Below are 23,188 nucleotides of genomic sequence, written 5' to 3' on the forward strand. Positions count from 1 at the left end.
GATGGGTTATCAATCCGGCGACTCGGGCGTTACTTTGAAAATCCGTTGTCAGAAATGACAGCGGATTTTTTGCTATAGGGGGTTAGAGCATGCTGACACTGCTTGATGTCCATCACATTTCGGTGATTGCCGCTGATTATGCACGTAGCAAGGCATTTTATTGTGATGTGCTGGGGTTTACGTTGAACAACGAGGTTTACCGTGAAGCGCGGCAGTCGTGGAAAGGCGATCTTTCGCTGAATGGGCGTTACACCATTGAGCTATTTTCTTTCCCGCATCCCCCATCGCGAGTCAGCCGGCCGGAAGCGTGCGGTTTACGTCATCTAGCTTTTGCCGTGGCGGACGTTGAACAAGCCATTGCCTCGTTGGGGCAGGCTGGCGTCATCTGTGAACCCGTGCGGATCGATCCTGAAACGCAGAAGCGATTCACGTTTTTCTCCGATCCTGACGGCTTGCCTTTAGAACTGTATGAGATCTGATTCTGTGAACCACACTGAACCTGATGATGGATTGATCCAGACGATTGTGGCGCAGACGGCTGGATGCGGGTCAATCCTGCTAGCCTACAGCGGTGGCCTGGATTCTAGCGTACTATTACATCTGCTGGTGGCCGCGCGCCAGCGTGCTGGGGTGACTCTTCGTGCGGCTTATGTCCATCACGGCTTAAATCCGCTGGCCGATAGCTGGGCCGAACATTGTCGCCAGCAGTGTGAACGCTGGCAGGTGCCGTTTGCCTCGCTGCCTGTGACGGTTGAGGCGCAGAACGGCGGCATCGAAGCCGCAGCCAGAGCCGCGCGCTATCAGGCGCTGCAAACGCATCTGCAAGAGGGGGAAACCCTGCTGACGGCACAGCACCTTGATGACCAGAGTGAAACCTTTTTACTGGCGCTTAAACGCGGCAGCGGGCCTGCCGGATTGTCTGCGATGGCGGCTAACACTATGTTGGGTCATCATCGTCTCATTCGTCCGCTGTTAGGGTTTTCTCGTATCCAGTTGGAAGCCTATGCGCAGCGGCATCAGCTTCATTGGATTGAAGACGACAGCAATCAGGATGAACGTTTTGACCGCAATTTTCTACGCCGCCAGATCTTACCGCGACTGACGCAGCGCTGGCCGCATTTCTCCTCCGCCGTGGCACGTAGCGCCCAGCTGTGTGCCGAACAGGAACAACTGATCGATGAGCTGCTGGAGGAGTCATTGCAGGCGTTATGCCAGCCGGATGGCGCGCTGAGCATTGGTGGTCTGCTGCCGCTAAGCCCGGTACGTCGCTTTGCGCTGCTGCGCCGCTGGCTAGCGCAGCAAGGGGCGATGATGCCAGCACGTGAACAGTTGCAGCGGCTTTGGGATGAGGTGGCGACCAGCCGTCAGGATGCGGAGCCGGTATTGCAGTTGAATCAGATGCAGATCCGCCGTTTTCGCCAATTTCTCTACCTGCTACCGCTGGTGCCGTCGCTAAAAGACCGCATTCTGCCGTGGCAACCGACGTCATGTCCGTTATCTCTCCCTGACAATCTCGGTACGCTGTTGCTGGCTGATGGTGGGATCGCGGTTCGCGCGCCGGAAAACGGTGAGGCGGTGAGTATCCGCTTCTCAACCAGCGGAACTGTGCATATTGTTGGCAGAGCACACGGTCGGCAAATCAAGAAACTCTGGCAGGAGCTGGATGTTCCACCCTGGTGGCGTGACCGGACGCCGCTGGTGTTTTATAACGATCAACTGATTGCCGCTGTGGGGCGATTTGTCACGCGAGAAGGGCAAGTTAGAGAAGATCAGCCTGTGTGGCACATTATGTGGGAAAAACAAGTTTGTGAAAAATAAGCCTAGGGGGAAAAAAGCCTAGGGAAGAAACTGATGTTGGTTAGCATTGAAATAAAAACGGACAACTTGCGTTGTCCGTTTGGGAAGCATTTATTCAGCGTTTGCCGCTCAATGAAAGGGACGGTCCGTCAGGATTCGCTGACAACGACTTTCCCGATTTCAGGATGACTGAAACTGACGATGTGGTCGAGGCGCAGTTCGCGCGTTGCACCGGAGGCTTCAATCACCAGATATTCGACCTGTTTACGTGAGATCATATCACTGGCTTTACCGGTCACAACTTCACCATTGCGTAGTTCCAGCGTCAGCGTCAGATTCTGCTGACAGGTGGCTTCCAGGCTATCGTAATCATCACAGTTGATGGGTTGATATTCATTACTCATTGACATAATCACTCACCAATAAGTTAGCGGCGGCAAAAGCGGCCTGTTCCCTGACGGAGGATGGCAACGCCTCATTCGCGGCAATGCCATCCAGGGTTTTCAAAACACAACCCAGCGAATCGGGTATATAGCCCAGATCGCCACTGGCGATCTCTGCGTATAAGCGACGTACTAATTCACAGTATTCTTGCACTATATCCTCCCTTAAAAGCTTAGCTCGGTAGATATTCATGCATCATCACTTGCCGTGGTGCGCGATGTTGTAAGCCTACGAAGATAAACTCTATTTATCAAACCGACTATAGCATAGGGATTAACAGGATATCAGTAGTCCTTAGATGCCTAATCTATCGGATACGTGGCAGATATCACCTTTACTGTGAGGATGGCGCTAACTCAAGTAAACTAGGAGGGAATAAAAACGAGGTCACTGATGGCATTAAAAGCAACGGTTTACAAAGCAGCAATCAATATCGCCGATATGGATCGGAATTTTTTCCACGATGCGAGCCTGACAATAGCGCAGCATCCCTCTGAAACTGAGCAACGCATGATGCTGCGGCTTTTAGCATGGATCTGCCACGCTGATGAAAATCTGCGCTTTACCAAAGGGCTTAGCGCAGATGACGAACCAGAAATCTGGCGACGTAATGATACGATGGAGCTGGAATTGTGGATTGAGTTAGGCCTGCCGGACGAAAAACGTCTGAAGAAAGCCTGCAATCAGTCCCGTGCCGTGGTGCTGTATGCCTACAGCGAGCGTGCGGCACAGGTTTGGTGGAATGCGATATCGAATAAGGTCTCTGGATACAAGAATCTGGCTGTCCGATTTTTAGATGACAATCAACTGGCTCAGCTTGCCGGACTGGTTCAGCGCACCATGTCACTACAGGCAACGATCCAGGATGGTACGATCTGGTTGTCTGACGATAAGAATAGTCTTGAAATAACATTTTCTGAGTGGAAAATTCCTCAGACTCAGGGATGATAACAAGTTGGGTACGTTACAGCGTATTGAGTAAGAACGGGAAAACAGGACAGAGGGACAGAAAAATAATGATGAAAAAACTGGCTATCGGTGTGCTGTTGATTGCGGGGATTTCTGGGTTGATCGGGTGTCATACCCGTTCACAAGTTCAGGAAGAGCCCCTTAAACCAATGGCGCAAAGCTATCGTGGCGTTTTACCCTGTGCAGACTGCGGAGGGATTGATACGTCACTGTTTTTGGAAAAAGACGGGACTTTTGTTCTGCGTGAACAGTATCAAACGACGAGAGAAGGCAACAACACGTTCGCTTCCTATGGGCAATGGCGGCGCACCGCGGACAAGCTGGTCCTGACGGATAGTGCGGGCGAAAAACGTTACTTCCGCCCAGTTGATAGCGCCCTTGAAATGTTGGATCAACAAGGTTTGCCCATCAATTCATCTCTTCCTCGTCAACTGACAGCAACCGAGCAGCCGCTGCCAAATACGCCGATGGTAATGAAGGGAATGTATCGCTATATGGCGGATGTCGCGACCTTCTCTGACTGCGCGACAGGAAAGACTTTTGTGATGGATGACAGTGCGGAGTTGGAAAGAGAATATTTTCGCGTGAGAGAGAAAGCTGCGGAACCGGTATTACTTGTTCTCACTGCGCATTTTGCCGTTATTCCGTCGATGGAAGAGGGGCAAATGGTGAAGGCAGTTGTCCCTAACGGGGGCGATAAAGTACGTATGAAGGCACGAGAAAACTGCGATACACAGATAGACTGATTCGGCATTTAAAAGAAAAAGGCACTGATTTTCAGTGCCTTTTTCGTTCTGACTCGCGTTAGAGCATTTTCTTTAGCTGATAAAGCCAATCTAGCGCCTGACGTGGCGTGAGTGCATCAGGATCAATGGCTTCCAGCGCTTCTATCGCCGGTGACGGTTCATCATTACTCAACAGCGCTAGCTGCGCGCCATCGATATGGCTGGATGACGCGTTATTCGATAACGTTTCCAGCTCTTTCAGCTTCTGACGTGCACGTTTAATCACTTCTTTCGGTACACCCGCAAGTGCGGCGACGGCTAGACCGTAACTTTTGCTGGCTGCACCGTCTTGTACGCTGTGCATAAAGGCAATGGTATCGCCGTGCTCGCGTGCATCCAGATGGACATTCACCACGCCTTCCATTTTTTCCGGTAGGGTGGTTAGTTCAAAGTAGTGCGTTGCAAACAGCGTCATGGCTTTGATGCGGTTTGCCAGATTCTCTGCACAGGCCCATGCCAGCGACAGACCGTCGTAGGTTGAGGTGCCGCGACCGATTTCGTCCATCAGTACCAGACTGTTTTCCGTAGCGTTGTGCAGAATATTCGCCGTTTCCGTCATTTCTACCATGAAAGTGGAACGGCCAGATGCCAGATCGTCTGCGGCGCCCACGCGGGTGAAAATACGGTCGACGGGGCCAATGACCGCCTGATCCGCTGGCACAAAGCAGCCGATATGCGCCATCAGCACAATCAGTGCCGTCTGACGCATATAGGTACTTTTCCCCCCCATGTTGGGACCAGTAATGATCAACATACGACGCTGTGGCGAGAGCGATAGGGGATTCGAAATAAACGGCTCACGCAGTACTTGCTCGACGACGGGGTGACGACCGCCTGTAATTTTGATGCCGGGTTTGTCACTCAGCGTCGGGCAGACGTAATTTAGCGTATCGGCTCGCTCGGCCAAGTTTGCTAACACATCCAACTCGGCCAGTGCTGCTGCACTTTGCTGGAGTTCCGCTAAATGAGGCAACAGCAAATCAAAAAGTTCATCGTAGAGCGCTTTTTCCAGCGCCAGTGCCTTGCCCTTTGAGGTCAGAACCTTGTCTTCGTATTCTTTCAGCTCGGGAATGATGTAGCGTTCGGCATTTTTCAGCGTCTGGCGACGGACATAGTGGATCGGCACCAGATGGCTCTGGCCTCGGCTAACTTGAATGTAATAGCCGTGCACACCATTGAAGCCGACTTTCAGCGTATCAAGCCCCAGTTTTTCACGCTCGCGAATTTCCAGACGGTCCAGATAATCGCTGGCGCCGTCAGCCAACGCACGCCACTCATCCAATTCGGCATGGTAGCCCGGTGCGATGACCCCACCGTCGCGTACCAGCACCGGCGGTGCTTCGACAACGGCGCGTTCCAGCAAATCACGCAGTTCATCAAATTGGCCAATCAGGCTGACCAAACGGCGAACGGAGTCGGTCTCCAACGGCGCAAGCTGTTCGCGAATATCGGGAAACTGCTGGAAAGCGTGGCGCATACGCGCGAGATCGCGTGGGCGTGCTGTGCGTAAAGCAAGGCGTGCCAGAATACGTTCCAGATCGCCGACCTGCCGCAAATAGGGTTGTAAATCGGGCGTGATCTCCTGTAACGCACTGATGGCCTGTTGGCGCTGTTTGAGCGCATCAACATCGCGGCTAGGCATATGAATCCAGCGCTTCAGCATCCGGCTGCCCATTGCCGTCACGGTGCAGTCCAGCACGGCAGCCAGCGTATTTTCCACACCACCAGACAGATTTTGTGTCAGTTCAAGGTTACGACGCGTCGCCGCATCCATGATGATGCCGTCCTGTTGGCGCTCCATCGTAATGCCACGAATATGTGGCAGCGAAGTACGTTGGGTGTCTTTCGCGTATTGCAGCAGGCATCCTGCTGCCCGCAGCGCGAGTTTTGCCTGCTCGACGCCAAAACCGGTTAGATCGCGAGTACCAAATTGCAGGTTAAGCTGCTGGCGCGCGGTATCGGGTTCAAATTCCCACAGCGGACGGCGGCGGAGTCCATGACGATTTTCGATTAAATCCGTGGACTCAAAGGATTCTGGGTAGAGTAATTCTGCTGGATTGGTGCGCTGTAGCTCGGCTGCCATGGTTTCCCGGTCTGCCGGTTCGCTCACGCGAAAACGCCCAGAGCTGATGTCCAGCGTAGCGTAGCCAAATCCCCGGCTGTCCTGCCAGAGCGCTGCCAGCAGGTTATCCTGCTTTTCCTGCAACAGTGCTTCGTCGCTGATGGTGCCCGGTGTGACGATGCGTACGACTTTGCGCTCAACGGGACCTTTGCTGGTGGCGGGATCGCCAATCTGCTCGCAGATAGCGACGGACTCACCCATTTGCACCAGTCTGGCAAGGTAGTTCTCGACGGCATGATGAGGAACGCCCGCCATCGGGATCGGTTCCCCTGCGGAAGCGCCGCGTTTTGTCAGCGAGATATCCAACAGTTGAGAAGCCCGTTTGGCATCGTCATAGAACAGCTCGTAAAAATCGCCCATGCGGTAAAACAGCAGAATTTCTGGATGCTCAGCCTTTAGCCTAAAATACTGCTGCATCATTGGTGTGTGGGCGGTGAAGTCCTTCTCTGTGGCTTCATTCATATTGATTTTACTCAGTCTTAACGCTTTTGTTCGTTCAGATGATAGCGCAGGGTTGGATGGTCAACCTTCCTGATGGCCCGTCACCTGAGCATTGAAATGGAATGCCAGAAGTATACTGGCTGGCAGATGAAAAACATCACCTGCGAGTGCGCTATCTTACCATTGATAGCCGTTATTTGACGTCAACGCGACGTTACCAGACTGAGACAAGGATGCGTATCCGATTTTTCCACTATTGTTGGAGTGCGCGAGGCGGCTCGCAAGTTTTCCCGACATCGGTGTGATGCCTCGCGCTTATTCCTTATTCTGCGTTTGCTTCGATATCCTGGATTTTCCGCCAGCTAGGCAGATTTTTCAGCCGCTGCGCATAGCGTTGAATATTGGGGAAACGATCGGCTGGAACGAGCCGTTCCACGACGGTATTGATAACGAAACCGAGCATAATATCTGCGCCAGTTAGCGTATCGCCCACGATAAATTCTCTTGAAGACAGTGTGTCGTCTAAAAATGAAAAGACTTTATCGAATTCGTTGTCAGCGTAACGTTCAAGGAAATTCAGTGTGGTGCCAGTGTTCTTTTCAAATTCGCCAAAGATCTTCAATAAAACCGGCAACATGGCGGAACTTTCTGCAAAGTGTACCCACTGAAGATAATCAATATATTCGGCTGTGCTTGCATCTGGGGCTAAGTGTTTTGCGTGGCGATTGATCAGGTATTCAACAATCGCGCCGGATTCTGCGATGATTTTGCCATCTTCTTCAATCAACGGTGATTTACCTAAAGGATGTATCGCTTTCAATGATGCGGGTGCCAGATGCGTTTTCTCATCCCGCTGATATCTGACAAGTTCATAAGGTATCCCGGCTTCTTCAAGTAACCAGAGGATACGAACAGACCGAGAATCATTAAGATGGTGTAATTTTAATCCCATATTACGCTTCCTTAAATTCTGATGATTTGAGCTACTACGTGTATTGATTTCAGGTAATACACGTAGGGTAGCGATTCCGATGATTCACGGCTAACAAGGCTATTTTTGTAGGGGCATAAATATTTTTATAAGGTGGTTGTATCTTCTCTGGTGGATAAGAACATGACCTGCGATTACCGCACCACACACATCGGTTGGCCTGATACCGGCTCGGCGTGGATCTCCGCATCGATGCTGAATACCTGTTGCAGTAGCTCCGGTTTCATCACCTCGTGCGGTGACCCCTGTGCTATCACGCGTCCGCCTGCCAGCATGACCAAATGATCGCAGTAGCGGCTGGCCTGATTCAAATCGTGCAGGACGGTCACGACCGTTTTTTCGGCCTGATTGAGTTCGCGCAGCAGTTTCATTAATTCGACCTGATGATTGATGTCGAGATAGGTGGTGGGTTCATCGAGCAGTACGACGGGCGTATCCTGCGCCACCAGCATTGCCAGAAACGCTCGTTGGCGCTGCCCGCCGGACAAATCGGTCAGCCGTCTTTCTGCCAGATCGACAATGTGTGTTTTCTCCATCGCGAGTTGCACGCGCTGACGATCGTCCTGTGATAACCGTCCCCATAGTGATAGCCAAGGGCTGCGCCCGTAGGCCACCATATCACGTACGGTGATCCCCTCTGGCGTGAGGTGGTGCTGTGGTAACAGCGCCAGATGGCGCGAGAGCTGGCGAGCGGAAAACGCAGAGAGCGGTTTTCCATCAAGCAGGATAGCGCCGGACTTCGGGGTAAGCAGCCTGGCGAAACACTTTAGCAGCGTTGACTTACCGCAGCCGTTAGGGCCGATCAGGGCGGTGATTTTTCCGCTGGGGAGCGATAACGACAGGCTATCAAGAATGCGTTTGTCGCCATAGCCCGCCGTCAGGTTTTGTGTTGTCAGTTCCATTTAGCGCATTCTCATAAGAAGCCAGAAAAACCAAGGCGCACCGATAATCGCGGTGAGTACCCCTGCGGGTAATTCCATCGGCGGATTGATCGTGCGTGCAAGCAGATCGGCAAGCAGTAGCACCAGCGCACCAGCAACGGCGGAAGTCGGAAGAAGCCAGCGGTGCCGTCCTCCCACCAAATGTCGGATCAAATGCGGCACCACGAGGCTGATAAAGCCGATGGGGCCGCAGACGGCAACGCTGGTCGCGGCGAGTGCCACGGCGAGTGCCAATCCCCAGAATTGGATACGTCTGATATTGACACCCAGCGTGCTGGCGCGGTCATCGCCCAGCGCCAGTAAATCCAGATCGCGGCAAAAACGCAGGCTGAGTGGAATCAATACGCAAAGGATGGGCAGTGCAACTATGACGAATGACCCGTCGCGTCCCCATAGGCTACCCGTCAACCACAGCAGCGCATTGTTGATATCCTGCGGGCGGGAGAGAATCAGGTAATCGGTGACGCTTGCCCAGGTGGCGGACAGCGCCACGCCGATGAGTGCCAGCCGCATGGGGGATGAGGCTCCCGCGATAAGGCGCAGAATCAGCAGTCCGGCGATGCCGCCGATGAACGCGAGAAGCGGCAACCAGAGCACGGGCAGTGAAGGCACCAGCATCAGTGTACTGACGGTTGCCAGACTCGCCGCGTGGTTTACGCCGAGAATATCCGGTGAGGCCAGTGGATTACGCACAATCCCTTGCACCAGTACGCCGGAAATGGCCAGCGCTGCGCCGACGAACAGCGCCAGCAGCACACGAGGTAAGCGATACTGTGTCAGCACATAATGATGTTCATTGGCGTTGTGCCAGCCGTTTATCAATGCTGACCACGGTAGCGGAATCGCTCCCATACGTAGTGACAGAATGCAGATGGTGAGCAGTATCAGCGCGATCGAAATAAACACCGTGATGGGGCGCATTATCCTCGTTTCCTTGCGAGCCAGACAAAACAGGGGGCACCAATGAGTGCCAGCACGGCACCGGCAGGGAGTTCGCCCGGCCAGGCAAGCGCGCGAGCAAGCAGATCGGCCAATAACATAAACGCCGCACCCAGCAGCATGCTCATCGGGAGCATTTTTCTCTGATCGTAGCCGATCCAGAAACGTGCCAGATGCGGTATTAGCAAACCGATAAATGCTACCGGGCCCGCTACGCTGACGCAGGCTCCCACGAGTATCAGTACCGCCAGATTGAGGAGCAGGCGCAGACGGCCTAAGTTGGCGCCCAGCGTATGGGCGCTCACGTCACCGATATTCAGCAGGTTGAGCTGGTTCGCCATCAGCAGTACAACCGGAGTGACGATGATGACAAAGGGGAAGAGTTGCCAGAATTCCACCCAGCGTGCGTGGGAGACACCGCCCGCCAGCCAGTAAAAAATACCATAGGCGTGATCTTCCGCCAGCAGAAGCGTAATCCGCGTTAAGGCCATGCACAATGCGGATAGCGCGACGCCAGCCAGAATCAGTCGATTGCGGTCGAGTGTTTGTCGCCAGCCACCGCCTGCGGCCATCACCATTAACCAGCAGAGACCACCGCCGATAGCGGCAACAAAGGCAATAGGGTAACCGGATAGCGAAGACGCAAAAGCGCTAGTCAGTGCCATCGCCAGCGCGGCGCCGCTGTTGATACCGAGTAAAGAAGGGGAGGCCAAAGGATTATGGGTCAGGGTTTGAAGCAGAGAGCCGGACAGCGCCAAACTGGCACCGATCAAGACGGCAACCAGACTGCGTGGCAAGCGCAAGTTGAGTACCAGCGTCTCCGGTAGCGAAGACGGCGATCCCGTCATCAGGACTTTTATGGCACTCAATGCGGGAATGGGGATGGCGGAATAACAGAACAGGCTGAGCCAGAATACGCCCAGCAGTACTGTTATCGGCAATCCCCAACGCCAGAACGGATGGAAATTTCCCCTCATTGCTCGCTGCTGATGCTAACGGGCTGATGTTTAAAAATCTTCACTGTATCGCTGCCGATGCGTTCCGCGGCAAAAATACCGCGCATCCGTGCCCAGGCATTGCTGTCGACGGCCGCAATCTGCTGTTTTTGCTGGGCTTCCAACATGTTCCAGAGCGCATCTTGCTGCCAGCGTTTCACAATACTTTCTTCGCGATAGTGCGTCACAATGAGCCACTGTGGGTTAATCGCCAGCAGTTGTTCCAAATTGATGGAGGCCATCGGAGCATTGTTGATAGGTTTCGGCACGCTCAGACCGAGGGCAGCCAGCACGCTGCCGGTGTAGGCCTCGCTGGAATACAGGTTAAACTGCTGCTCGCGCGAGGTGCCAAAGGCGACGCTCGTTCCTTTTGGAAGCTGGTCGGCGTAGGTTTTCATTGTCTCACGATGCTGGGCGAGGCGGGTCTGCATCGCGCTGTCTTTCCCCAGCACCTTGCCGATGATCTCCGCCGAATGCAGGTTCTCTTCATAGGTTTCGTTACGTGATTTCAGCAGCAGTACCGGCGCGATCGCTTTCAGCGCCGCGTAAATACCGCTATGGCGGCTGCTGTCGGCGATAATCAAATCAGGCTTCAGCGCGCTGATAGCTTCCAGACTCGGCTGTGCGCGCGTTCCCACGGAGTGCCACGGCTTAAGATGTTCACGGACTTCCGCCAGAATTCGGTCAGGATCGTTGTCATCGGCGATACCGACTGGGCTGACGTCTATTGCAGCCAGCGCATCGGCAAAAGAAAGTTCCAGCACCACAATGCGCTGAGGCGGTGTGTCGAGGGTAAAGGAACCCTGTTCATCTTGTACCGTGACGGCATGGGCGCGACCCAATCCGAACAGGCAAAGTGTTGCAATCAGTGCAACGCGAATTAGAGCAGACATAGCGTAACTCCATAATGGTCATTATCGTGAACGAGAGTCAGGCCGGGCATTTGCCCGGCGCGAACGTGTGACTGTCAGAATTTCAGCGAGCCCTGCATGTAGAAAGTGCGCGGCTGGCCAGCATAAATCCCTTTGTTGTTGTCATCGCTGTTCGAGCGCGTGTAGTAATCATGGTCGAACAGGTTTTTCACACCAAAGGCCAGATTGAGATCGGAGAGCTGCGGGCCAAAGTCATAGGCCGCACGCGCGCCCCACAGCATAAAGCCGGGGAGTCGTCCGGCGCTGCCATCGGCGCTTTCGGCAATGGTGTTAGCGTTATTGGCGAATTGGCTGGACTGGAACTCACTGTTTAGGTTGAACGTCCAGTTGCCCGGTTGGTAATCGACGCCGAATCCACCCCGGTGTTTTGAAGAGAAGGGCACCTGATTACCGTAGGTATCACCCGCTTCGCGAATTTCAGCATTTACGTAGGCATAGCGCGCATAAACCGACACCGCCTCTAAGCGGGGCGACAGCTCGGCGAGACTATAGCGTGCCTGCGTTTCCAGCCCGGAATGGCGAGTTTTTCCCCGTGTGGTGACGGTGTTGTTGGTCTGATTGGAATCATACTGGTTATTAAAGTTAACCAGGAAGACGCCCATTTCTGCGGTCAGCGCGCCATCGTCGTAGCGGGTACCCACTTCCCAGGTACGTGCTTTTTCTGGCTCCACTTTGCCGCTTTGAGCAGCCTTGCCAATTCGGCTGTACTGTACGGTGCCGAATGATCCTTCAGTGTTCGCATAAAGATTCCAGCTTTCGTTAACGTGGTAGAGCACGTTCAGGGCAGGCAGCGGCGCGTTGTAGCTGACCGCTTCGCCGGTGCCTTTCAGCGTATTGTCCTGATGAGATTTGATGTGCTCGAAACGCATTCCCGGCGTAATCGTCCAGTTGCCAATATCAACGCGATCGTCAATGTACCAGGCGTGCGCCTCTGTACCCGCCCGGGTTTCGCGGTCGATGGGGCTGTTGGTACTTGGCAGCGTCTTGCTCGCGGTATTGGTGAAGTAACGCACCTCATGGGTGGATTCGCTGACATAGCGGTAGCCGACGCCGACTTCATGCGCTGAGGAGCCGAGGGTAAAACTTTGGCTGTAGCGGGGCTCGATGCCACGTACCCAATATTCACGCGGCGACAGGGTAATGATGGAATTCTGTTCCAGATAGCCACTGCGCAGCGTGCGCGTGTAGAAGCCCTGAATATTGAATTTATGCTGCTGATCCGGCTGGTATTGATAGCCCAGACTGGCAAGCTGACGACGCCCCCAGAAGCGATCGTACGGACGCGTTGACTGCCAGCGGTCGGTATTATAATCGGCACGGGATAGGCCGCCTGGCATATCGGCGCTGCCATCATAATATTGCAGCAGGCTGTTAAAGGTGTGTACCTCGTTCGGTGCGTAGCGGCTTTTTAGCATCACGTCGTCAATACGCGTCGCGCTGTGTTCGCGCCAGTCGCTGCCGCGTGTGCCTGAATAGAGCAACGCCGAACCGAAACCGTTATCTGCCGTGCCGCCAACCAACAGGTTGTGGGTTTCTTTCGGGTTGTGCTGTGAGGACGTCGGGCTGTATTGGCCTTCTACGCCAGCATGAATGCCAAACGCTTTCGGGATCGCCCGAGTGACGAAGTTCACGACGCCGCCGACGCTCTGCGGCCCGTAGCGCACGGCACCGCCGCCGCGTACCACGTCAACGGCATCCATATTGCCCAGGGAGATGGGGGCGAGGGACAGTTGTGGCTGGCCGTAAGGTGCAAACGGCACCGGAATACCGTCCATTAGAACGGTGGAGCGGCTAGCCAGACGCGGGCTGAGACCACGAATACCGAAATTCATAGCTAGATCGTGACTACCCGTACCGTTATTTTCTGGCGCATATACGCCCGGCATGCGATTTAAGACATCGCGCATGGTGGTGGCACCGGTCTTGGCGAAATCTTCACGGCGGATCACATCACGCGCGCCTGCATGTTCAAAGACGTCATTTTCACGCGCTTCCCCCAACCAGTCGCCGACGACTGTCAGCGTTTCTTCTGCTGCTGCTGCCGGGATGGGTTCAAGCGTCCAGGCGTTATCGCCCAGCGCTTTCAGTTGCAGACCGCTCCCCGCAAGTAGGGCTTTCAAACCGCCGTCAACGGTGTAGTCGCCGTGCAGGCCGTTGCTACGTTTTCCCTGCGTCAGGCTGGCATCCACTGACAGCGTAATGCCGCTGCGGGCGGCGTAGTGGTTGAGCGCTTTATCTAAATCACCCGCCGCAATGTCGTAGCGTGCAGTGGCAGGCACCGTTGCGGCGTAGGCTATCCCTGTCGTGATACCGACTGTCGGCAGCAAGCTGAGCTGTATCGCCATCGCTAAAGGGGTTGCTTTGCGAAAGGCGCGTAAGAGCGTCATAACGTCTCCATCATCATTTTTGTTGTATATACCTAAGTCGAACGAGAGGGAGAAAAAGGACAATCAAGAATGATAATTTTTTTCGTTATCGTTTAGTTTGCGGAAGGATGTTGACCCAGTAACGCGTAATGTACTGAATTTTAACCGGAAGGGTTTTCTCAATCACGTGTAGAACGGTGTCGGTATTTTTCAGCGGAAAGGTGCCGCTTAGCCGCAGCGTTGCGACCTCTGGGCTACAGCGCAGTACGCCGTGACGGTAACGCGAGAGCGTTTCCATCACCTCGCCGAGCGGTTTATTGCTGAAGCTGAGAATACCCTGCGTCCAGTTGTTATCTTCTTCATCTGTGGATTGGGTTTCACCCAGTTCCCATGCGTTGAAGCGCAGGCTTTCGCCCTGACGCACGATGCGTGTTTGAGTCGGATTGTCTGCCAGTACCACTTTCACCGCATGTTGTTGCACACTCAGTACCGTACTGCCTTTTTCTTGACGTACTGTAAATTCAGTACCCAGTGCGGTCAGTTGCCCTTGTCGTGTTTGCACGTAGAAAGGACGATTGTTGGAGTCCTGTCCGGTGGTTATCGCGACTTCGCCGTACCAGAGATGAATGCGCCGCTGCTGTGGATCGAAACGAACATCGACGGCGCTGTCGGTGTTCAGCGAGAGTAACGTGCCGTCTTCCAGACGCTGCTGGCGGATCGCACCTTTCGCCGTAGTATAGTCCGCCCGCAGGCCTGTTCCGGCGTCAGAACGCCAAAGCTGCCAGCCGCCGCCCACGCTTAACAGCAGCAGCAGGCCTTTCATCACGCGGCGACGGGTGAGTTGAGTATCCTGAAGCGCGCGGTGGGCGACGTTGCCTGGCACGACGTTCATCTGGCTGCGCAGGCTTTCTACCTGTAGCCAGGCCCATTGATGGTCTTGATTTTGTTCATACCACCGTTGCCATTTCTCGGTTTGCTGCGGGCTCACGCGTTCGTCGCTCAGCACCGCATACCAGTGCGAGGCAGAGTGCAGCGCCTGACGTTGAGAATCGGTCAGTGGAAGACTCACAGCCCGTGCTCCAGACGAAACAGCAGGCAATGCTCCGTGGCTTTGGCAACATACTTTTTGACTGAGCTGACGGAAACACTCAGCCGTGCGGCAATTTCACCGTAGGCCATGCCGTCAAGCTGGGAAAGTAGAAATGCCTGCCGTGCTTTGTGGTTAAGGCCATCGAGCATGGCATCCACCTGCTGAAGCGTCTCAAGCTGCTGTTGCTGGATTTCCGGCGAGGGTACAAGCGCCTCCGGCAACTGCGCCAGCCTATCCAGATAGGCTTTTTCCAGCGCATTGCGACGAAACAAATCGACCATCACGCGTTTGGCAACGGTACACAGGAAGGATTTGGGATCGCGGATTGCAGTGAGAGACTCGCCGTTCATCACGCGCAGGAAGGTATCCTGAGCAATATCATCGGCATCAAAAGAAGATTGGAGTTTGCCCGTCAGCCAGTGCTTCAGCCAACTGTGATGTGAACCGTAGAGCGATTCGAGCGTCAATTCAGCAGAAGTGGTGGCGTGGTCAGACATCATGGTCAGAAAGTAGAAACGCGTATCGGCGGTAAATAATAGACGCTATGTTAATATGATAATGGTTCTCATTACAATTAAATCACGGCGAGATATCGACACGATAAACGGGGTAGAAAGCAACTTGCTGTTTTTTAAAGTAAATAGAGGGTCAAATAAGTCTGTTGGCCTTATGCCGTGGAGGCACACCAAGTCAGACGGCTATCAAGGTCCTGAAATTATATACCCTAAATAATTCGAGTTTCAGGACAAAAACGACGAGGCGTTTTTGAACAGCGCTTGCGCTGATCCCGAAGGGGTGAGGCCTAAGGCCGAATAACGCGGCAAGCGAAGGACAAATTCGTCGGGAACGAATTTGACCAGCCAACGGCTGGCCTCCGGTGAGAGACAGGATGTCTCTCATTTCATCCCGATGAGCTTACTCAGGTAAGTGATTCGGGTGACTGACAAACCTGCCAGAGGCAGGTTTGAACGCTGCTTGCAGCGGCCCCAACGGGGCGAGGTACACGCCAGTGTGCTGAGTAACGCAGCCAACGCACATGCAACTTGAAGTATGACGGGTATAATTATTTAGGATATCCATACATTGTGGGGAAGCGTTGTGTGCTATGTTGGATTTCTCGTGATGATGATACGTCGCTCTCCCTATGAGAAAAAACCTGTTAGCCTATTTTCAAACGCTCTATTTTAAGAAAGGTTTTTTCTTATTATCTGCCAGCCTATTTTTTATTCTGGTTTCGCTTTTTGCGTTGGTACTTGAGCTCCATTCGACTTTCACCCTCAAACAGTTTGAAGAGGATGTGGAGACGTTTTCTGACCTCACGCTTGAACACGCTGGCGAAATAATGGTGCAGGCGACCTCTGCACTCGATAATTTAGAAGAATACCGTTCGCCTTATTGCGATACCCCCCACCTCAATGTGCTCCGCAAGGTGGCTTACGATAATGATTACATCCAGGATATCGTCTATATCGACGGGAATCGGCCTCGCTGTTCTTCGATGCTGAACGACATTAATACGATGTTTCTTCCTGCTCCCGATTTTGTTTATAAAAACGCCTATGGGGTGTGGTATAACGTTGAAAGCCCGCTGAACCGCAATAAGAGAATGATTTATGTTGGCGCAACGCGTCACCTTGTGGTGTTGAATCCGCGCTCATTTCTGGATATTCCCTCCTATAGCCATAATATTCAGAGTGCGTTGCTGGAAAGAAAAAAACAGGATGGGCAGGTTATCTTGTCGGATTCGATCGGTGACGGTGTTTTTTCTCGCCTGATAACGGGAGAAAATCGAACCGATAGATTTTATATTGATAATAAATATTATGTCCTGAAACCGCTATCAAACAGCGATCTTGCTCTGGTAGTGAGTGCGGATAAACCTGTGAGTACCGCACGTTATCTGACGATTTTCTTCTCCGCGTTGCCTCTTTTTCTTCTACTTTCCCTGCTGCTTTCCGCGTTGATCTCCCGACGAACGCTGACTATTCAGAGCCCGCGCTATGTTCTTAATCAGGCGCTGAAGCAAAAAGAGTTTGAATTGTATTATCAGCCGATTATTGCACTGAATACCGCTCAGGTTGTTGGGTGTGAAGCGTTGATTCGCTGGCATCATTCAGACGGACGCGTAATTATGCCGGACTCGTTTATCCCTATGCTGCGTCAGACGGGATTGATGAAAGCACTGACGTTATATGTCATTGATGAGGCGATCCAAACGGCCTGCATACTGAGGAAAACGTACCCTGAGATGTTTGTCTCCATCAATCTTGAGGCCGCGGAATTTGAAGATATTTCCATTTTCAATTATCTCGTGGAGCATATTGCTGCACACGATCTTGAAGGGGCGAATATCAATGTTGAATTAACCGAGTCATCAATGATCGAGCCACAAAAAGCTGGGCTGATGGTGGAGCTGTATCAACAGAAAGGCATTGATGTCGCGATTGATGATTTTGGTACTGGCTATGCCGGGCTGTCGTATCTTGAACGGGTCAAAGCCAATACGCTCAAAATCGATAAGTCTTTTGTCTGGAATATTAATAGCCATTGCCCCACCGACATTGTGTTGTCGCATATTGTCAGCATGGCGCACTGCCTTAACCAACAAATTGTTGCCGAAGGCGTCGAAACCCCGATTCAGGAAGCCTATCTGAAAAGTCTTGGTGTTGCCTATGCGCAGGGCTGGCTGTATTCCAAAGCGCTCACCCAAGAGGGGTTACTCGCGTTTCTGGCAACAAGGCGAGAAACCACGTCAGGCGGGCAGTAAAGTCACGATAAACGCTGCTTCACTATCAAAAATGTGCATGAAAGGGTAAAATATCGAGAATAGGGTAGTTAACTAATGATATCTATTGCTTTTTTATTGTGAATTTTTCAGGAGTTTATCATGCAACAGTTACCTCATTGTCCAAAATGCAGTTCTGAATACACCTGGCAAGAAGGCGAAATGCTTAACTGCCCTGAATGTGGAAATGAGTGGTCGGCGGCGGGTGATGCAGCGGCACAGGATGACGTTTTAGTGGTAAAAGATGCCAACGGCAACCTGCTGGCGGACGGCGATACGGTAACGGTCATTAAAGACCTGAAAGTTAAAGGCAGTTCGACGCCATTGAAGATTGGCACCCGTGTGAAAGGGATTCGCCTGGTGGAAGGCGATCACAATATTGATTGTAAAATCGACGGGTTTGGACCGATGAAGCTGAAATCTGAGTTTGTGAAGAAAAACTGATCCTGATGTGATGACGCGCGCGTCAGTCTCCTCTCTGGTTGGCGCGCGGCACTTTTTCACCTCTGGCTGGTTTTTTCACATCAGACAATCCTTTACCATAGCTGATATTGATTTCTTACCTGGCTATACGGATATCTGATGCGTCATCTGGTTCGTTTTCTCCCTCTGCTTGTTTTGCTCTCGGCCTGTAGCAGTCAGCCGTCCTCCCCTCCGGCAGAAGCACCTTCGGGTAATCCTTTCAGCGGTGGTTTTCTACTTGAACCTGCGCACAATGTGCATCCGCTCGGTGGTGATTTCGCGACCAATCCGGCTACTGCCCGGTTTGTCGATAAAATGGTGCTGGAGCACGGTTTTAATCGTCAGCAACTGCATGATGTGCTGGTTCAGGCGAAAAGCCTGGATTGGGTGATCCGTCTGATGGATAAGCAAGCTCCGACATCGCGTCCCCCTTCGGGGCCGAACGGTGCCTGGAACCGTTACCGCAATCAGTTTATTACGCCAGATAATGTGCAGAACGGCGTGGCGTTCTGGAATCAATATCAGGATGCACTACAGCGTGCCCAGGCCATTTACGGCGTTCCGCCTGAGATCATCGTCGGCATTATTGGCGTTGAAACTCGCTGGGGCAGGGTCATGGGGAAAACGCGCATCATTGATGCCTTGGCTACGTTGGCGTTTGATTACCCGCGACGTGCCGACTACTTTGCGGGCGAACTGGAAACCTTTCTGCTGATGGCGCGTAAGGAAGGCAACGATCCGCTCAGCCTGCGCGGCTCTTATGCTGGCGCAATGGGCTACGGGCAGTTTATGCCTTCATCCTTCAAGAATTACGCGGTGGATTTTGATGGCAACGGGCATACCAATCTGTGGGACCCGGTGGACGCAATTGGCAGCGTAGCCAATTATTTCAAAGCACACGGCTGGGTGAAGGGCGCGCCTGTCGCGGTGCAGGCAAACGGTCAGGCACCGCTGCTTGCAAATGGTTTTAATACCCGCTACTCGCTTACTGAACTCCAGGCCGCTGGGTTAACGCCACAGCATTCGCTGGCGGGATACAGTGAAGCTAGCCTGCTGCGGCTCGATATCGGGACGGGATATCAATACTGGTATGGATTACCGAACTTCTACACCATCACACGCTACAACCACAGCACGCACTATGCGATGGCCGTATGGCAACTCGGTGAGGCCGTAGGCCGCGCGCGCTAAGACCAGCGTGACTAAGATATCTGCTTGGTGTGGCAGCCCCATTCTCAGGGGCTGTCTCTTACATAATGCAGGGACGTAAGTGAGGTTTGCCGTTATCCGGCGTAAAAAATTATGCATCGGTGGGCGTGGCCGCCGAGTGAGCGGCACGGATGCCGCGAAAGCCAGTGCCGCGTCGGGAACGCGTCACTGGTGGCTCGATTAGCGGTCATGAACACCGATGGCACCGCTTTAGCGGCATAATTTCCGCCAAAAGCCGGGGTTCATAGGGGGCTGGCGTAGCCCCCTATGTCGGGCGCGTGCTACGAGGTAGCATGAGAATAGCGATATTGTTGCGCACGAAACGGCCTCTGAGCCTGCATATGCATTATGCATTATGCATTATGTATAAAGATGTGACTCCAAGACTCTCAATCCTCCCTTTATCTCAAATTTTCCCTGAATCAGCCTCAATACAATCCGCATAGACACCAGTAGTGCCCTCATTGGACTATTCCTGCGTAGAGTTCTTCCTATGGCGCAACAAACTGAGGCGATAAATGACGACGATGATGGTGGTGTTCCTGCTGGCTGGTGTGGTGAAAGGCGTGATTGGCCTGGGGTTACCGACGATCGCGATGGGTCTGTTAACGCTAGCGATGCCCGCCGCCAGTGCGGCTGGGTTGCTGATTGTTCCGTCACTGGTGACCAACATCTGGCAGCTCGTCTGTGGTCCTGCTTTTCTTAGCCTGATTAAGCGGTTTTGGACGCTATTTATCGGCATTATGGTTGGAACCTTATGGAACGGACTCCCCGCGCTAACGTCATCGTCGTCATGGACGAACGCAGCGCTCGGCGGCATTTTGGTGGTTTATGGCCTGTGGGGCATTGTGGCGACGACCTTACCGCAGCCGGGGCGTCATGAAATCTGGCTCTCACCGCTGGTGGGCTACCTCACTGGCGCAATCACGGCGGCAACAGGCGTTTTTGTGATTCCCGCTGTGCCTTATCTGCAATGCCTGCGGCTCAATAAAAACGATCTGGTGCAGGCGTTGGGGCTGGCGTTTACCGTCTCTACGTTGGGGCTGGCGTTACAACTCACGCGGGGAATGGGATTACAGAATATCGATCTCTGGCAGTCTTTGCTGGCGCTGATTCCTGCGCTGCTGGGTATGATGATAGGACAACGCCTGCGCCACGCGATTAGCGAGCAGGTTTTCCGGCGCTGCTTCTTTATCGGGCTGATGGCGCTGGGTGGATACATGGCGGCACGCGGGCTGGCCTAATCCGCATGCTCTGCGGTAATGAACGCGACAAAATCCTGAACATAGCCGGGCAGCGCGGAAAACTGGCGAACGCAGAGAACCAGATTGCGCGTCGCCCACTCGTCTGACAGCGGAATGGTGTGAATTTCTAGCCGCTCCATCATACGCTGTGCGGCATGTCGCGGAAGAATACCAATGCCAATACCGCTGTGAATTACCTGCGTGACGGCATCGAAACTGGCAAGACGCACGCGATAATTCAGGCGTTTTCCCAACTTTCTGGCATGTTCATCGATGTGTTCCTGCAACGCGGCACCTTCGCTAAGCCCGATAAATTCGGCGTCAGCGATGTCAGAAAGGCTTAGTCGTTTCTTCCCAGTCCATGCGCTATTTTTTGGAACGACGACGACCAGTTCGTCCCTGCGAAATGGTCGGGTTTCTAGCCCGTCGAGTGCAACGGAATCGGCGACAATGCCGAGGTCGGCAGTTTGGTTGCGGATGGCATCGACGATATCGCGGCTGAGTTTTTCATCCACCGCGACGGATATTTGCGGACAGACAACGAGATAGCGGCCCAGCAGAGTCGGTAAATATTCATTCAGTGCCGCAGAATTGCACAATAGCGGTATATGGCCGCGTAGCCCTCTGCCATATTGGTGTAATTCGCTGCGCATATGTTCTACCTGCCGCAGGATTATGTGGGCATGGTGTGCCAGCGAAAACCCTGCGTCGGTGAGCGAAACGCCTGCCTTTGATCGCAGCAATAGCGCTACACCCAGTTCTTCTTCCATCCCTCGGACTCGCTCGCTGGCCGCTTGTACAGTCAAGCAGGACGCCGCTGCGCCGCCGGTAATACTGCCTGCTTTCTGAATATTGAGAAACAGTCGGAGATCGGTTAAATCGAATCGCATAGGGGAATCTGTCTCGGGTGAGCCGATACCTACTATTATGGCCGTGAGCCAGAGCGACGGCAATCGCTCAGACTGCGGCTTATTGAAACTCCACTCTGTTTCTTCCTTTTTCTTTGGCCTGATAGAGCGCGGCGTCTGCTGCACCGTATAGCGCATCGAAGCTGGTCTTCTGTGGCGCCCAACTGACGCCAAAACTGGCGGTGACGCGCTGCTGTGGGAGTACGCTGAGCGGCATCCTGTTGAGATCGTGATGGAGTTGGCTGGCGAGGGCGACGGCCTGCATGAGCGTATGCCCTTCCAGCAGAATAGTGAACTCTTCGCCACCCACGCGACCAATGCTGTTTGTGGTACTCAGGACGTGTTGCACACGTGACACCAGATCGCAAATCACGGCATCGCCAGTCGGGTGGCCATAGGTATCATTCACCTGCTTGAAGTGATCGATATCCAACACGATGAGCGCCGCCTGGTTGCGTTCCAGTGCATGGTTTATGCGTTCAATAATCGCACCGCGGTTATACACGCTGGTCAACGGATCGTGGCTGGCTTTGTATTCCAGTTCGACCGCCAACTTGTTGAGCTGTGCATTTAGGCGATTCAGCTCTTTCTCCGCCCTATCGCTGCGTGAAATAAGGCGATGCGACTCTCGTACCAGCCGCTGGTAATGGTCGGTTAATGCCAGCAGCGTATCGCGATAGACTTCAGCAGGCCTCTCCTGCTGGTTAGCGATGTTGCGTGCGGCGAGCAAAATGTCGTATTCCGGTGTAAACAAGTCAATTGTGCTCATGGTTATCACTCAAAATCGTGCTGTGAAAGGTCAGGGCAGGGAAATCGATGTGGAGTTCTTCACCAAATTCTTCTGCAATATCGTCGTCTTTGTCGTAATACCAATACAGCGCAATCGATAATGTCTGTTCCGCAGCTTGATTCAGCAGGTTGAACAAACTGAACAGCATTTTGGTGCTGGAGCTGTTGAAGTAAATCAGGGATACATGTATTTCGATGCTTGGCAGTACCTCATCGGGTGACATGGTTTCCGCGCAGACTGTCAGTCTGTGTAGATATGCCTGAATCTCAGTGAGCAGCGGGCGATAAAACGCCGCTGCATTCTCAGGATAAGATTCGCCAGAAAGATAAAGACGGTGTGTGTCAAAGTGAAAATCAACAGTCGGGGTACAGGATGTCCCCGAAATATGGAGGTTGCTTATGGTCGTTATATTTTTCATGTCAAATGATTGCCTTCAGATAAAACGTAGATAGCCCCGTTGATGCGTCGGCCCGAAACGTAAACTGGAGTGGCTCACTGGCATCACGTGCGACGGTCAACAGACCCATATCCGCGCCTTTGCTTGATGATGGGGTTTCATCGCGCAGAGAGACTTTGTAGGCGAGTCGGATTTCATCAAGCGTCATACCGCGCAGCGGTTCAAGACGCCCCCGTAGCTTCTCTACATCGTCGGGGCTTACCGGGTTGGCGCATAACAGGAAGTATTTCCCATTTTCGTAACCCAAGCACACGGAGCCATGACGTACCTCAATGGGGTGATCGAACGCGGTTAACTTTGCAGCGGAATAGCGAGTGATGTTTTGTACCATTTCCACGAATGTAGAGAACAGTCGGCGACGGATACCGGCGGGAAGCTGCTTTTTCTCCAGTTGTAGCCTCATGGTTTCAGCCAGTGAACTGATGATATTTTGTGAAAAATAGCCCACGTAATACAGCGTGATGTCATGCTGAGGAGAGGGCGAAAAGAACTCGGTGTATTTGATGTCTGGCATCATTCTG

24 protein-coding genes are annotated in these 23,188 nt (G+C 53.1%); 9 read left to right on the top strand and 15 right to left on the bottom strand.

Annotated features, from left to right (window positions below):
• Positions 1–89: 89 nt before the first annotated feature.
• Together E2566_RS05435 and tilS are read left to right on the top strand one after the other, a co-directional pair.
• On the top strand, positions 90–479 hold the full coding sequence (locus E2566_RS05435) for a VOC family protein (RefSeq protein WP_107168777.1): 390 nt from the start codon (positions 90–92) through the stop codon (positions 477–479).
• Positions 469–1,818, top strand: a complete 1,350-nt coding sequence (gene tilS, locus E2566_RS05440; RefSeq protein WP_107168778.1) for a tRNA lysidine(34) synthetase TilS — start codon at positions 469–471, stop codon at positions 1,816–1,818. Before E2566_RS05435 ends, tilS begins: the two co-directional genes overlap by 11 nt.
• Positions 1,819–1,946: 128 nt before the next feature.
• On the opposite strand, the gene rof is transcribed toward tilS, so the two are convergent.
• Positions 1,947–2,207 carry a Rho-binding antiterminator gene (gene rof, locus E2566_RS05445; protein WP_012773648.1) on the bottom strand — a complete coding sequence of 87 codons (261 nt, stop codon included), beginning with the start codon at positions 2,205–2,207 and terminating at the stop codon, positions 1,947–1,949.
• A complete protein-coding gene (locus E2566_RS05450; protein WP_015731006.1) occupies positions 2,194–2,394 on the bottom strand; it encodes a YaeP family protein in 201 nt (66 codons plus the stop codon). The genes rof and E2566_RS05450 overlap by 14 nt, the downstream gene beginning before the upstream one ends.
• Positions 2,395–2,634: 240 nt before the next feature.
• Between E2566_RS05450 and E2566_RS05455 the strand changes: the two genes are divergently transcribed.
• Positions 2,635–3,189 (top strand): YaeQ family protein, encoded by a 555-nt coding sequence (locus E2566_RS05455; RefSeq protein WP_107168779.1) that lies wholly within the window; start codon positions 2,635–2,637, stop codon positions 3,187–3,189.
• Between the two features lie 71 nt (positions 3,190–3,260).
• On the top strand, positions 3,261–3,956 hold the full coding sequence (gene nlpE, locus E2566_RS05460) for an envelope stress response activation lipoprotein NlpE (RefSeq protein ID WP_205942469.1): 696 nt from the start codon (positions 3,261–3,263) through the stop codon (positions 3,954–3,956).
• Between the two features lie 58 nt (positions 3,957–4,014).
• Here nlpE and mutS read toward each other — a convergent pair whose 3' ends face one another.
• From mutS to fecI, 9 genes are all read right to left on the bottom strand, one after another.
• Complete coding sequence (mutS, locus tag E2566_RS05465) at positions 4,015–6,579, bottom strand: DNA mismatch repair protein MutS (protein ID WP_205942466.1); 2,565 nt, start codon at positions 6,577–6,579, stop codon at positions 4,015–4,017.
• 301 nt (positions 6,580–6,880) lie between these two features.
• Complete coding sequence (locus E2566_RS05470) at positions 6,881–7,510, bottom strand: glutathione S-transferase family protein (protein ID WP_107168782.1); 630 nt, start codon at positions 7,508–7,510, stop codon at positions 6,881–6,883.
• A gap of 173 nt (positions 7,511–7,683) precedes the next feature.
• Positions 7,684–8,451, bottom strand: coding sequence for a Fe(3+) dicitrate ABC transporter ATP-binding protein FecE (gene fecE / locus E2566_RS05475; RefSeq protein WP_107168783.1), 768 nt, complete (start codon positions 8,449–8,451; stop codon positions 7,684–7,686).
• Entirely contained in the window at positions 8,452–9,411 is a 960-nt protein-coding gene (fecD, locus tag E2566_RS05480) for a Fe(3+) dicitrate ABC transporter permease subunit FecD (RefSeq protein WP_107168784.1), read from the bottom strand.
• Positions 9,411–10,406: an iron-dicitrate ABC transporter permease FecC gene (gene fecC, locus E2566_RS05485; RefSeq protein WP_107168785.1), complete on the bottom strand. Its 996-nt coding sequence runs from the start codon at positions 10,404–10,406 to the stop codon at positions 9,411–9,413. Before fecC ends, fecD begins: the two co-directional genes overlap by 1 nt.
• Positions 10,403–11,317, bottom strand: a complete 915-nt coding sequence (locus E2566_RS05490; RefSeq protein WP_107168786.1) for a Fe(3+) dicitrate ABC transporter substrate-binding protein FecB — start codon at positions 11,315–11,317, stop codon at positions 10,403–10,405. Before E2566_RS05490 ends, fecC begins: the two co-directional genes overlap by 4 nt.
• A 74-nt stretch (positions 11,318–11,391) precedes the next feature.
• Positions 11,392–13,743, bottom strand: coding sequence for a TonB-dependent Fe(3+) dicitrate receptor FecA (gene fecA, locus E2566_RS05495; protein ID WP_107168787.1), 2,352 nt, complete (start codon positions 13,741–13,743; stop codon positions 11,392–11,394).
• An 85-nt stretch (positions 13,744–13,828) separates the two neighbouring features.
• The gene (gene fecR / locus E2566_RS05500) at positions 13,829–14,791 is read right to left on the bottom strand and encodes a ferric citrate uptake sigma factor regulator FecR (protein ID WP_107168788.1); all 963 of its coding nucleotides are present in this window, start codon (positions 14,789–14,791) and stop codon (positions 13,829–13,831) included.
• The gene (gene fecI / locus E2566_RS05505) at positions 14,788–15,309 is read right to left on the bottom strand and encodes a ferric citrate uptake sigma factor FecI (protein WP_107168789.1); all 522 of its coding nucleotides are present in this window, start codon (positions 15,307–15,309) and stop codon (positions 14,788–14,790) included. The genes fecR and fecI overlap by 4 nt, the downstream gene beginning before the upstream one ends.
• 647 nt (positions 15,310–15,956) lie before the next feature.
• On the opposite strand from fecI, the gene E2566_RS05510 reads away from it, so the two are divergent.
• The 5 genes from E2566_RS05510 (at position 15,957) to E2566_RS05525 (ending at position 20,512) form a co-directional block, all read left to right on the top strand.
• Positions 15,957–17,579 carry an EAL domain-containing protein gene (locus E2566_RS05510; protein ID WP_107168790.1) on the top strand — a complete coding sequence of 541 codons (1,623 nt, stop codon included), beginning with the start codon at positions 15,957–15,959 and terminating at the stop codon, positions 17,577–17,579.
• A 120-nt stretch (positions 17,580–17,699) separates the two neighbouring features.
• A complete protein-coding gene (locus E2566_RS05515; RefSeq protein ID WP_010285776.1) occupies positions 17,700–18,041 on the top strand; it encodes a zinc ribbon domain-containing protein YjdM in 342 nt (113 codons plus the stop codon).
• A gap of 138 nt (positions 18,042–18,179) precedes the next feature.
• Positions 18,180–19,250, top strand: a complete 1,071-nt coding sequence (gene mltB / locus E2566_RS05520; protein ID WP_107168791.1) for a lytic murein transglycosylase B — start codon at positions 18,180–18,182, stop codon at positions 19,248–19,250.
• Between the two features lie 79 nt (positions 19,251–19,329).
• Positions 19,330–19,452 carry a hypothetical protein gene (locus E2566_RS21935; protein WP_276308118.1) on the top strand — a complete coding sequence of 41 codons (123 nt, stop codon included), beginning with the start codon at positions 19,330–19,332 and terminating at the stop codon, positions 19,450–19,452.
• A gap of 334 nt (positions 19,453–19,786) precedes the next feature.
• Positions 19,787–20,512: a sulfite exporter TauE/SafE family protein gene (locus tag E2566_RS05525; protein WP_205942467.1), complete on the top strand. Its 726-nt coding sequence runs from the start codon at positions 19,787–19,789 to the stop codon at positions 20,510–20,512.
• Here E2566_RS05525 and E2566_RS05530 read toward each other — a convergent pair.
• From E2566_RS05530 to E2566_RS05545, 4 genes are all read right to left on the bottom strand, one after another.
• The gene (locus E2566_RS05530; protein WP_107168792.1) at positions 20,509–21,402 is read right to left on the bottom strand and encodes a LysR family transcriptional regulator; all 894 of its coding nucleotides are present in this window, start codon (positions 21,400–21,402) and stop codon (positions 20,509–20,511) included. The two genes, E2566_RS05525 and E2566_RS05530, sit on opposite strands and share 4 nt — an antisense overlap.
• 79 nt (positions 21,403–21,481) lie before the next feature.
• On the bottom strand, positions 21,482–22,189 hold the full coding sequence (locus E2566_RS05535) for a GGDEF domain-containing protein (RefSeq protein ID WP_107168793.1): 708 nt from the start codon (positions 22,187–22,189) through the stop codon (positions 21,482–21,484).
• Entirely contained in the window at positions 22,176–22,628 is a 453-nt protein-coding gene (locus tag E2566_RS05540; protein ID WP_107168794.1) for a DUF1987 domain-containing protein, read from the bottom strand. The genes E2566_RS05535 and E2566_RS05540 overlap by 14 nt, the downstream gene beginning before the upstream one ends.
• 1 nt (position 22,629) lies before the next feature.
• On the bottom strand, positions 22,630–23,184 hold the full coding sequence (locus E2566_RS05545; protein WP_107168795.1) for a SiaB family protein kinase: 555 nt from the start codon (positions 23,182–23,184) through the stop codon (positions 22,630–22,632).
• Between the last annotated feature and the right edge of the window lie 4 nt (positions 23,185–23,188).

The sequence above is a fragment of the Pectobacterium punjabense genome, assembly GCF_012427845.1.
GTDB classification, from domain to species: domain Bacteria; phylum Pseudomonadota; class Gammaproteobacteria; order Enterobacterales; family Enterobacteriaceae; genus Pectobacterium; species Pectobacterium punjabense.

Coding starts and splice junctions, on each gene's coding strand:
- mltB (WP_107168791.1), top strand. CDS start 18,180: ATGCGTCATCTGGTTCGTTTTCTCCCTCTGCTTGTTTTGCTCTCGGCC.
- fecE (WP_107168783.1), bottom strand. CDS start 8,451: ATGGAACTGACAACACAAAACCTGACGGCGGGCTATGGCGACAAACGC.
- nlpE (WP_205942469.1), top strand. CDS start 3,261: ATGAAAAAACTGGCTATCGGTGTGCTGTTGATTGCGGGGATTTCTGGG.
- E2566_RS05545 (WP_107168795.1), bottom strand. CDS start 23,184: ATGATGCCAGACATCAAATACACCGAGTTCTTTTCGCCCTCTCCTCAG.
- fecA (WP_107168787.1), bottom strand. CDS start 13,743: ATGACGCTCTTACGCGCCTTTCGCAAAGCAACCCCTTTAGCGATGGCG.
- E2566_RS05490 (WP_107168786.1), bottom strand. CDS start 11,317: ATGTCTGCTCTAATTCGCGTTGCACTGATTGCAACACTTTGCCTGTTC.
- fecD (WP_107168784.1), bottom strand. CDS start 9,411: ATGCGCCCCATCACGGTGTTTATTTCGATCGCGCTGATACTGCTCACC.
- E2566_RS05515 (WP_010285776.1), top strand. CDS start 17,700: ATGCAACAGTTACCTCATTGTCCAAAATGCAGTTCTGAATACACCTGG.
- E2566_RS05540 (WP_107168794.1), bottom strand. CDS start 22,628: ATGAAAAATATAACGACCATAAGCAACCTCCATATTTCGGGGACATCC.
- E2566_RS05470 (WP_107168782.1), bottom strand. CDS start 7,510: ATGGGATTAAAATTACACCATCTTAATGATTCTCGGTCTGTTCGTATC.
- E2566_RS05455 (WP_107168779.1), top strand. CDS start 2,635: ATGGCATTAAAAGCAACGGTTTACAAAGCAGCAATCAATATCGCCGAT.
- E2566_RS05530 (WP_107168792.1), bottom strand. CDS start 21,402: ATGCGATTCGATTTAACCGATCTCCGACTGTTTCTCAATATTCAGAAA.
- tilS (WP_107168778.1), top strand. CDS start 469: ATGAGATCTGATTCTGTGAACCACACTGAACCTGATGATGGATTGATC.
- E2566_RS05510 (WP_107168790.1), top strand. CDS start 15,957: ATGAGAAAAAACCTGTTAGCCTATTTTCAAACGCTCTATTTTAAGAAA.
- E2566_RS05435 (WP_107168777.1), top strand. CDS start 90: ATGCTGACACTGCTTGATGTCCATCACATTTCGGTGATTGCCGCTGAT.
- E2566_RS05535 (WP_107168793.1), bottom strand. CDS start 22,189: ATGAGCACAATTGACTTGTTTACACCGGAATACGACATTTTGCTCGCC.
- E2566_RS05525 (WP_205942467.1), top strand. CDS start 19,787: ATGACGACGATGATGGTGGTGTTCCTGCTGGCTGGTGTGGTGAAAGGC.
- fecI (WP_107168789.1), bottom strand. CDS start 15,309: ATGTCTGACCACGCCACCACTTCTGCTGAATTGACGCTCGAATCGCTC.
- rof (WP_012773648.1), bottom strand. CDS start 2,207: ATGTCAATGAGTAATGAATATCAACCCATCAACTGTGATGATTACGAT.
- mutS (WP_205942466.1), bottom strand. CDS start 6,579: ATGAATGAAGCCACAGAGAAGGACTTCACCGCCCACACACCAATGATG.
- fecC (WP_107168785.1), bottom strand. CDS start 10,406: ATGAGGGGAAATTTCCATCCGTTCTGGCGTTGGGGATTGCCGATAACA.